General features: G+C 54.3%; 7 protein-coding genes. 3 read left to right on the plus strand and 4 right to left on the minus strand.

The window, feature by feature from the left end; all coding sequences use genetic code 11:
• Positions 1-27 precede the first annotated feature (27 nt).
• Positions 28-423: a hypothetical protein gene (locus V0288_RS24445; RefSeq protein ID WP_332867809.1), complete on the minus strand. Its 396-nt coding sequence runs from the start codon at positions 421-423 to the stop codon at positions 28-30.
• Positions 424-759: 336 nt separating this feature from the next.
• On the opposite strand from V0288_RS24445, the gene V0288_RS24450 reads away from it, so the two are divergent.
• The 3 genes from V0288_RS24450 (at position 760) to V0288_RS24460 (ending at position 4571) form a co-directional block, all read left to right on the plus strand.
• Entirely contained in the window at positions 760-1359 is a 600-nt protein-coding gene (locus V0288_RS24450) for a TetR/AcrR family transcriptional regulator (RefSeq protein ID WP_332867810.1), read from the plus strand.
• A 4-nt stretch (positions 1360-1363) separates the two neighbouring features.
• Entirely contained in the window at positions 1364-2836 is a 1473-nt protein-coding gene (locus tag V0288_RS24455; protein WP_332867812.1) for an HlyD family secretion protein, read from the plus strand.
• Between the two features lie 169 nt (positions 2837-3005).
• Entirely contained in the window at positions 3006-4571 is a 1566-nt protein-coding gene (locus V0288_RS24460; RefSeq protein WP_332867813.1) for a DHA2 family efflux MFS transporter permease subunit, read from the plus strand.
• A 283-nt stretch (positions 4572-4854) separates the two neighbouring features.
• Here the strand turns inward: V0288_RS24460 and V0288_RS24465 are convergent, their stop codons facing one another.
• The 3 genes from V0288_RS24465 to V0288_RS24475 form a co-directional block, all read right to left on the minus strand.
• Complete coding sequence (locus V0288_RS24465; protein ID WP_332867814.1) at positions 4855-7752, minus strand: PAS domain-containing protein; 2898 nt, start codon at positions 7750-7752, stop codon at positions 4855-4857.
• 725 nt (positions 7753-8477) lie between these two features.
• Positions 8478-8711: a hypothetical protein gene (locus V0288_RS24470; RefSeq protein WP_332867815.1), complete on the minus strand. Its 234-nt coding sequence runs from the start codon at positions 8709-8711 to the stop codon at positions 8478-8480.
• 640 nt (positions 8712-9351) lie between these two features.
• Positions 9352-10154: IS4 family transposase (locus tag V0288_RS24475; protein WP_332867816.1), on the minus strand; the 803-nt coding region annotated here is incomplete at its 5' end.

Consider the following 10154-nt stretch of genomic DNA (forward strand, 5'->3'; position numbering starts at 1 on the left):
AAGATTGAAGAAGGAGCCGAGCCACGCTTAATCTTCATTTACGAACGCTCTCTTACCGTTAAAGACTCGTACCACTCCTTCTAACGCCTCGAATTTTCCGGTTTTCTCCAAAGTGGTCAGGTCAATTATCACTCGGAGGTGGGGCTTTCTCCCTTTACCGCGATAGCTCAAGAGTTGACCGATTATCCAAACCCGAACGATACGGATCAGTTTCTTTGTCGGCCACTTGTACCCGTTCAAAAATCGGGAGATTGCGGCGGGCGATCGAGTCTGGCAGTGATCGGGCAGATCCCTTCCCGTCGCAGTTAGCAGTAGACCGAAGAGGGCTTCGAGAGTCTGCCGTTGGTACAGGGTCGGCATTAAAGCCAGTAAGGTGGTTACTAGAGTTTCAACTCCAGAAGCTAGTTTCTTCAATTTTGACAATTAATCCGAGATTTACCCGTACTATCCTAGCTAAATCTCACTCGTACTACTCCCGCGGTCGAACAAGCACTCGCCTCTTAGAGCTTTTGTACTGGTGGAAGAAATGAGTGATCGAACTACCCCCTTCGGCGGGAACGCTTCTGGACGACATGACCGAAAGGATGATTTTCCCGATTCGCGCCGCTCCCCGATATAAGCCCGCGGTCTCGTTCCCTCCACCGTTCGGTAGATATCGCCTTTCCTCCGGAACCCTGGAATTTTTCTCCCGCCGTCCGTTCGCGGGAACTCCCCGATTTTTTCGAGCTATAATGTAAGTAAGCGCTTGCTAAAATAGTTATGAACACTTTAACCCCCAAACGGCAAATCACCAGAACTCGTTTAATCGAGGCGGGTACGGAAGTTTTCGCCCGCGAGGGAGTTTTAGGGGCTACCACGCGGGAGATCGCTCGTGTCGCGGGCGTTAACGAGGTCACTCTCTTCCGCTACTTTCCCAACAAAGAAGAACTCCTGGCCGCGGTGATCGAGGGAGTGAGCGCCCGACAGGTAGCGATCCTCTCCGAGCGCGTGGAATGGACCGGAGAGGTAGAACCCGACATCCGCGCCTTCGCCCACCTCTACAACACGATGTTGGAGGACAACGAGGCTTTGATCCGCACCTTTATCGGCGAGGCGAAACGCTATCCCGAAGCCGCGCGACGGATTCTCGTGGAAGCCGCGGCCCCCCTTCGAGAGCGGTTGGTTTTTTATCTACGGGAGGCGATCAAGCGGGGGACGGTGCGCCGGGATATCAAACCGAAACTAGCCGTCGATCTGTTCGCGGGAACCCTGCTCGCGGGAATGTTGCGCCGTACCCTCAACACGAATTCTCTCGGCTATAGCCCCGAAGATTATCTCGAAACCAGTATTACTTTCTTCTGCCGTGCCATTACCGAGTAAAACGATGACCTCTAGCACTTCCCGAACTCAGGACACCGAAAACCCCCCGCCCACCTCGAAAATCGTGCCATCGCCCAACGGTTCCACCGCCCCGAAGACCGTCGAGACCGATGGCTATCTTCCCCCGAAGGAAACGGACGCTCCCCGAAAAACCGGCCGACGAAAAATTCCCTTCTGGTTGCCCGCGCTCGGCGGTGTAGCGATCGCCGGGGGAGCGGTCGCCGGTTGGCGGTGGTGGCAGTATATGGCGGCGCACCCGTCCACCGATAACGCCCAAATCCAGGGACATATCTCGCCGATCGCCCCCCGCGTGACGGGAACGATCGATCGCGTCCTCGTGGAAAACGGCGACCCCGTGAAAGCCGGACAACCGCTCGTGATTCTCGACACCACCGATTACAATCTCGCCCTCCAGCAAGCGCGGGCCGATCTGGCCGCCGCGCGGGCCGATCTCGCGGGATCTAGCCAGAATGTTACCCTGACCGGACAGACCAATCAAACGCGGGTCAATCAGGCGCGGGCGAATCTCGGGGCCGGTCAGGCCGCGGTTAGTGCCGCCGGAACGCGGGTCGCTCAGGCCGAATCCGCCGTTACCGCCGCCACCGCGAAAATCGAACAGTCCCGGGCCGCGGTCAATACCGCCACCGCGAAAGTCGTCGAGGCCAGAACCGAAGTAAACCGTTTGAATAGCGACTATCAACGCTATCGCTATCTCGCGGAACAGGGCGCGATCCCCCGACAACAACTGGATATCGCCACCGCCAACCTCACCAACGCCCGCGCCGAACTACAAGCGTCACAGCAGGAAGTAGCGGGGGCGAGGGCGGACGTGGCCAACAATCAAGCCCTTCTGGAACAGGCCCGAGCGGCGGTCAGTAACGCGCGGGCCGAGTTACAACAGGCCAGAGCGAACGCGGTCGCCGAACAGGGGAAAGTCGCGGAAACCACCGTCGCCGGGGGCGAGGTACGGATTCAACAGGCGAAAGCGAATAGCGATCGGGCGCGGCTAGAACAGGCGCGGGTAAAATTGGAGATCGCCCGACAACAACTGGGTTACACGGTGATTAAAGCGCCGGTGGATGGCTACGTGGGACAATTGACCGCACAGGTAGGTCAGGTCGTACAAGCTCAACAGCCTCTCCTTTCCGTCGTTCCCCTGAACGCCAAAAACCTCTATGTCGAGGCGAACTTCAAGGAAACGGAATTGAAGAATATCCGGGTCGGTCAGAGAGCCTCGATCGAGACCGACGCGTACCCCGGACGGATCTTTCCGGCCGTGGTTTCCGGGATCAGTCCCGCGACCGGCTCCCAATTCGCCCTACTCCCCCCCGATAACGCCACCGGCAACTTTAACAAAGTGGTCCAGTGGGTTCCCGTCCGCCTGACCCTGCCACCGTCCGCCGACCCCGAACATCTACTACGTGCGGGGTTAAGTGTCACCGCCACGATCGATACGACGACAAACCCGAATCGATAAGCGATCGCGGTCGGGAAGCGTTTCGCGATCGACGTTCAGCTATCAAAACGCGAATTTCTAGCCTTGGTAGGGGCGCGAAGCTTCCTGTAAGAAAAATCTATCTCAACGCTCTTTCCCCATACCCCCATCCCTCGCTCTCCCCCGTCTCCCTACTCCTCGCTCCCGTTTTATGGCTACCTCTACACCCGGTTACGTGCGGGGACGACTGAAATGGGCGATCGCTCTGACCGCCGCTCTCGGAGCGATGCTAGAGGTGATCGATACCAGTATCGTCAATGTCGCCCTCGTCGATATTCAGGCCAGTGTCGGCGCAACCATCAGCCAGATCGGTTGGGTGGTATCCGGCTACGCGGTCGCCAACGTGATCCTGATTCCCCTCAGCGCCTGGTTGGGGGATTATTTCGGGCGGAAACGGTATTTTATTTTCTCTCTCGTCGGTTTCACGATCGCCTCGATGATGTGCGGGTTCGCCTATAACCTGCCGATGTTGATCCTCTCCCGTATCCTCCAGGGATTATTCGGCGGCGGTTTACTCGCGAAAGCCCAGGCAATCCTCTTCGAGACCTTTTCCCCGGAGGAACAGGGACTCGCGCAGGCCGTGTTCGGGGTGGGGGTGATCGCGGGCCCGGCGATCGGGCCGACTCTCGGTGGTTATCTGACCGATTCTCTGGGTTGGCGCTGGATTTTCTTTATCAATCTCCCCGTCGGTATCCTCGCCGTCCTCATGTCTTTTATTTTCTTGCCACAAGATCGGAGAGATCCCGATATCCGGAATCGATCGGTGGATTGGTGGGGGATTTTCTGGCTCTCGCTCGGGGTCGGTTCCTTACAGATCGTTCTAGAGGAAGGAGAGCGGAACGATTGGTTTCACTCGCGTTTTATCGTTACCCTCGCGATTACCGGGGCGATCGGCCTGATTCTCTTTATCTGGCGCGAACTCACCACCCCCCATCCCGCGGTCGATCTGCGGGTTCTTCGCCATCGCTCCCTCGCGGCCGGGAGTTTCTATTCGGGTATTCTCGGGATGGGTCTGTACGGAACCCTGTTCGTCGTGCCGATTTTCGCCCAGAGTGTCCTGGGTTTCTCCGCCACGCAAACGGGGTTGCTACTCGCGCCGGGCGCGTTAACCTCGGCGATGGTGATGATCTTGCTGGGAAAAATCTCCACCAAGGTGGACGCGCGGATCTTGATCGGTCTGGGATCGATCGGTACCTCCCTCGTCATGCTCGATCTGGCCAGAATAACCCCGCAAACCGGGCAGACAGATCTCTTCTGGCCGCTTTTACTCCGCGGGGGCGTTACCGTATTGATGTTCCTCCCGCTCAGTCTGGCCACGCTAGGTTTACTCCCGAAAGAAGAGGTGGCCGCCGGTTCGGGTTTCTACAATCTCACCCGTCAGTTAGGGGGCAGTTTCGGGGTCGCCATTCTCGCCACGTTATTAGAACAGCGGGAAGCCTTTCACGGGGCGGTTCTCGCGGCGGCGGTCACTCCCTACAACCTAGCCACCCAACAGCGGATCGCCGCTTTAACCCAACTCTTCCAAAGTCGGGGTATGGACGCGATCACCGCGCGCCAACAAGCTCTCGCTTCTTTGGAACAATTAATCCGAACGCAAGCGGCGGTTCTTTCCTTCGCCGATATTTTCCGCATCGTTTCGGCGGTTTTCATCGTCACCCTACCCTTACTGTTCCTGTTGGGTCGGGGCGCGAAAAAATCGGTTCCTCTAGGACATTAAGTTCGTAAAATTTTACGAGTTTTGGAGTGTATCGCTGTTCTATCACTGTCAGATCACGATCGATCGGGTGAGAGGTTCAATCATCCTCGTGGCAAAGGTTTGAAGGTCGAGTTCCTAACCATTTCTCCCGCTCGGAACTTAGCGGGGCTTGATTCCCGCGAACTCCTTACCCGATAACGGTTTCCAGCTTTATTTCCAACAGGAACCTATCCGATACCGATAGAACATCCGATACCGATAGAACAGAGGTATTCCAGAAGCTCATCATTAGTCTATCGAGAATTTAAGGGAATCGAGGCCATGTAAAGATAAAGGTGGCGCCCCGGCCAATGTCCGATTCCACGGCGATCGTTCCCCCTTCCGTCTCGACGATCTTCTTGATGATCGCCAGACCGATTCCCGTACTCTCGCGAACGTCACGGGCCACGAGGGTTTGAAAGATCTGAAAAATTTTCTCGTGGAATTTCGGGGAGATACCCGGCCCGTCGTCGCTAACCGCGAACTCGTAATACTTGTCCCGCGGGGTACAGGCGATCCACACCCGTCCGTCGAGGCGATCGTGATGTTTGATCGCGTTACCGATCAGGTTGGAGAGTACCCGCGACAGGAGCGCGCGCCTCGTGACGAAAACCGGCATGGGAGTTTGTAGCTCGATCGAAAAGGCGAGGGGGGGCATGAGAGAATCGACGATCTCCTCGATCAGCCGGGCCACATCGGTGGTTTCCGTCTCCACCTTCAACCGACCGACGCGGGAGTAGGCTAACAGCCCGTCGATCAGGTTCTCCATGCGGTAAACCCGTTTCCGCAGTAAGTCTAAATTCTTTTGGACTTCCCCTGGTAGTTCCCCGCCGAGATCTTCCTCGATCCAGACCGAGAGATTGGCGATCGCGCGCAAAGGAGCCTTGAGATCGTGAGAGACCGCGTAGGCGAAACGATCGAGTTCCCGGTTCCGTTCCGCTAACTCGATCGTGGAACGTTCCAGGGAAACGTTCAACCGGATTAGTTCCTCGGCTTGCTCCCGTATTTTGAGTTCGGTTCGTACCCGATCGGTGATCTCCAGTACCGAAATATTAATCCCGATCACCCGATCGTCGGCCGAGTGGATCGGGAACCAATTCTCTAACCAAGTGCGGGTAATGCCGGGAAAGGCGGCGGTTTCTCCCGTGATCTCCCAATCGAGGATCGGCCGGCCCGTCTCGAGAATCCGCTCGAACATCGGCTGAATCTGCTCCATCAGAGCGGGTATTACTTCCGCGAGGGTTTTGCCGATATGTTCTTCGGCGGGAAGACCGTTAATTTCCGCCAGCCGCTCGTTGACCCGATAGAAACGCCCGTGACGATCGAGCAGTGCCAGGCCGATCGGGGCGGTACGGTAGATCGTCTCGATCTCCGCGAGTTGAGCTTGAATGAGCGCCGCGTCGCGGCGGGCCGCTTCCCTCGCTTCCACTTCCTCGCTAATATCCATCAGCGCGCCGATATAGCCGGCCACCTCCCCCCGCTCGTCGATATCGGGAAGGGCTTGAATACTATACCAAAGCTCGCTTCCGTCGAGGCGAAGAATCCTCCCCTCGTTCTGATAGAGATCGTCCCGTCCCGCGGAACCGCACCATCGCGACCAAGCCTCGGTTAGCCGTTCCCGATCGTCCGGGTGCAGGGTATTCACCCATCCCGCGCCTAGGGCGCTCCCGACGGGCAGGCCGGTCATCTCGCTCCAACGCCGGTTGACGTACACGCAGTTACTCGAACGATCGAACCGGAAAATGACCACGGGAGCGGCTTCGGCGAGGGTGGCGAACTGCCGCTCGCTCTCCTGTAGGGCTTGTTGCGCCCGTTCCCGCTCGGTGATCTCCTCGCAGACGGTGCTGATGCCGATCACCCGATCGCCCTGTTTCAAGGGGAGGAAACTTTCTAACCAAACCCGCTTTTCCCCGGGCCGGGCCGGGGTCTCGCCGACGATCTTGACGTTCAAGAGCGGCTGTCCGGTCTCCAGGATCGCGCGTAAAATCTGTTCGGCCTCGTCGGCCAGATCGGGGAGCAGTTCCCGCACCGAGCGACCGATATGTTCCTCCACCGAGAACCCGTTGATCTCGGCTAACCGCTCGTTAATCCGCCGGAAACGTAATTCGGTATCGAGAACGTTTAAACCGATCGGCGCGCCCTGGTAGATCACCTCGATCTGGGCTAGTTGTTCTTGAAGATGCCGCTGACTTTCCCGGAGAGCGGTTTCCACCCGCTGACGCTCGCGTAATTCTTCCCGTAACCGCTCGTAGAGTTCGGCCCTCTGTAGGGTGATCCCGACCCCCGCGACGATTTCTTTTAATAGGTCGATCTCGATATTCTCCCAGTAACGGGGAGCGGCGCAGTGCTGGGCGATTAACAGTCCCCACAATCGCTCCTCGATAACGATCGGCACGACGAGATTCGCCCGTACCTGTAATTTTTCCAGTAGTTCCACGTGACAGGGAAGGATACTGCCGTCGTGAATGTCCGCTTTGCGCGTCACCAACCCCTGACGGAAGGGTTCGATATATTTCTCGTTAAAGCAGGGATCGTAGTAGCCGGTCTCTAGAAGGGCGGTCCAGCCGTCTCCCACCGATTCGGTCACGATCTTCCCCCAACCGTCGGATTGCATCCGGAAGAGCAGTACCCGATCGGTCTGGAGAAATCGCCGCGCCTCATCGACGGTGGTTTGGAGGATCTCGTCTAGATCGAGCGATCGGTAGATTTTATTCGTGATCTCCGCGATCGACCGCTCCCGATCGAGGCTCCATTGCAGTCGCGGGCCGAGCCGGGCCTTGGCGATCGTTTCCCGCACCGATCGCCGTAGTTCCGCGGGCGTGATTTCCTCCTCGATCAGGTAGTCTCCCGCTCCCGCTTTCATCACTTTCCCCGCGTGGATCTCGTCCGAGGCCGCGAGAGTGACGATCGCGTTCAGACAGGGTTGGGGTCGCGGGAACCGCGCCCGATCGAGAAATTCCAGCGCGCTTAGATCGGGCGATCGATAGTTCCAGATCGCGATATCCGGTCGATGCCGCTCCCAGAACTCCAGTCCCTCTCTTCCCGAGGCCGCTGTATGGAAGAGATAACAACAATCGGGATCTTCGTTTAAATAATCGCGATATCGCTCTCGCTTTTCGGGATAATCGTTAACGATCAAGACAACGTACTTTAGCTGATTCATTAAGAACTTTCTCTGATGGATTCTTTTCGGTTTTCCCGATGTCAACGACGGAGACCGATCGAACCCCCCTCGCCGCTCGCGGGGGGAACGGACGAACAGAAGACGTCCGGTTTTCATCCCCGCGGGAGTGAATCGAGAGCGGGATAGCGACTATTACGCTTTATCCCCGGCGGTCTTTCCTATATTAAACTCATCAAGATAGAGTTTATTTTATATCTAAAGGGGGGTACAAGCTATCGCCCGACTCAACGGGGCTTTTTTCGGAGTTTCCCTCGATACGGAAACTCTCACCGAACCCGGCAAATTTTCCCTCATACCAAATCTAGTTACCACGGTATAGTTATCCGGGGTCTCTAATCCCGCTATAGCGGGAAAGTCATCTATTTTTAAAAAGCGGATTTGGTATTAGATATCGAGTTCCCGTATTCGATCGAGAGGTTGAAATCGCTCGATTCTGGAAGTAGAACCTGTAAAGGTACGCCGAGAGAGAAAACCTTGAAAATTGTCCGCGTCGGGAGTCGGTAGCGGGATGTTCCGGAGCTTTCGGGAACTGGTGGCCGTGGAGCGCGAGAAGGAAAAACAGCAAACTTAAGAATACTCAACGAGAGATACTGAACCTCTTGCAAAATTCAAGAATTGTCGTGTGGTTAAGGAGCCAGGAGTCAGGGGCCAAGAAGGGAAGGAGAAATCAAGAGCTTATCAAAAGGTAAAAAACTATTTTTAAGTCAGTTCATGCTGAACTTACGACCGTTTCGATTCCCGATGCCTAACGTCTCCCGAAAAGCGACGAGAAGAGCGTTCAAGGCTTCCATTTCCCTTAAAAACGCGTCGTGATCGTGGGGCGATCGTAACCAGAATAATTCCAAATTGGGAATCAACGTCGCTAATTCCTGTTGTTCTACCGGGGGGTAGAGAATAGACTTCCCGCATGAATGACTAGACTCTGTGTTAGTGGACACGGGTTCGAGGATAATCGAGAAAATCCGATTCTCTCTCTCCAAAACTATAAAATAGATCTCCTGCAAAAATCTGAAAAACTAGAATAAAATACGAAAAAATCGAGGGTTCGTTATGACTAATAATTGGATAAAAATTTTACCACCCGGGGATTTCAAACCCTTAACATGAATCTATCCCGAGACTTTCGCCCTAATGGTAAAAGCCGTATCCGCCGAGAAGCAATACCTCTCGGTTAAGGATTTTCCCGAGCTTCTTGCTCAGGCCATCCCAAGGGTTTCAGTATCCTCGTGAATGGGGAAATCACGCTAGTTAGGGTCGAGGGAGGGTATGACCCCTCGCCCCTCCCTGTTCAATCTGGACGTGCGCCTTTCTATTAGGCGAAGATTAAATTGCCGCGAGCGACGATTACCTTGGCGAACGGCGTGACCGAAACGGAAGACACTGGAAAACGACGATTACAAGTGGTCGAGACGCTTTCCAGTGCCGGGTCAACGAATTAAGGCGTTGCTGAATCAAGGTATGAATTAGCTAAAGAATAGGGACATCCCGAAACTTAAGATAGTGAATCAATAGCAGAAGTGTTGAATCACTTAACAAAACTTAATACTAGAGAATATAGCAACTCTATCTATCCCGAATTTAGTTTGAAAACGCTAGTTTGTCAAACCAATGCACGAAACTTTTTTCCGATTTCATAAAACTCAAAAGACACCGAAGTTTGTCGAGAATTTTCTGTCCGACAAAACTCGCTACTTCTAACAATTGGAGAAAAAGATAAGCGATTAAACTTGCGTAAACTTGAAGCGTGATACCGTTGGTATTTTTCGTGATAATTCGGTCTAGCTTTAAGTGCATTTTTAAAAACTTCCAAAGAAGTTCTATTTGCCACCTCTGTCGATAAAGTTCTTTAACTTCTTCGTCGGTAAAACCGCTTTCTCCCGAACTTGGCAAATTCGTAACTAAACGATATTCTTTTCCTTTTTCGTCTCGAAAAACAATCACTCTTGCGAGAAGTTCTCCTTGTTTACCGATTTGATAAATGCCATTCTCTCGACTTTCTAAGGTCGTATTTAAATTCAATCTCATGAGAAAGTATCGTTCTTCCTCCCCGAGTAATTGCTCGATTCTCTCTAGCTTACAAAATCCTCTATCCATCATCAGGACTCGGTTCACGGGAGTTGCGTCTAAAGTTTCTTCCCCGTATTTACTATCGTGACCGTTTCCGAAATGAAGATGGACTCCACCCACTTCCGAGGTCAGTGAATCTAGCCCGGCGAACAATTTTAATTGATGGATTCCTAGTGTCCATAAAAGCTTGCTGGTTAGAGTAACTATCGTTGAATCGACCCGGAAAAAGCCGAGATTTTTATTGGGATTCTTTCGCTTTAGAGGGTATTTATAAAGTAAAGATAAAAACCGGGGAGGTCGAGGTCGAGGCTCGT

It is taken from the genome of Pannus brasiliensis CCIBt3594, assembly GCF_036688125.1.
Classification (GTDB): Bacteria; Cyanobacteriota; Cyanobacteriia; order Cyanobacteriales; family Microcystaceae; genus Pannus; species Pannus brasiliensis.

What these genes read in the sequence shown, in the direction of transcription:
- V0288_RS24465 (WP_332867814.1), bottom strand. Translation starts at nt 7,752, where the DNA reads ATGAATCAGCTAAAGTACGTTGTCTTGATCGTTAACGATTATCCCGAA.
- V0288_RS24455 (WP_332867812.1), top strand. Translation starts at nt 1,364, where the DNA reads ATGACCTCTAGCACTTCCCGAACTCAGGACACCGAAAACCCCCCGCCC.
- V0288_RS24460 (WP_332867813.1), top strand. Translation starts at nt 3,006, where the DNA reads ATGGCTACCTCTACACCCGGTTACGTGCGGGGACGACTGAAATGGGCG.
- V0288_RS24450 (WP_332867810.1), top strand. Translation starts at nt 760, where the DNA reads ATGAACACTTTAACCCCCAAACGGCAAATCACCAGAACTCGTTTAATC.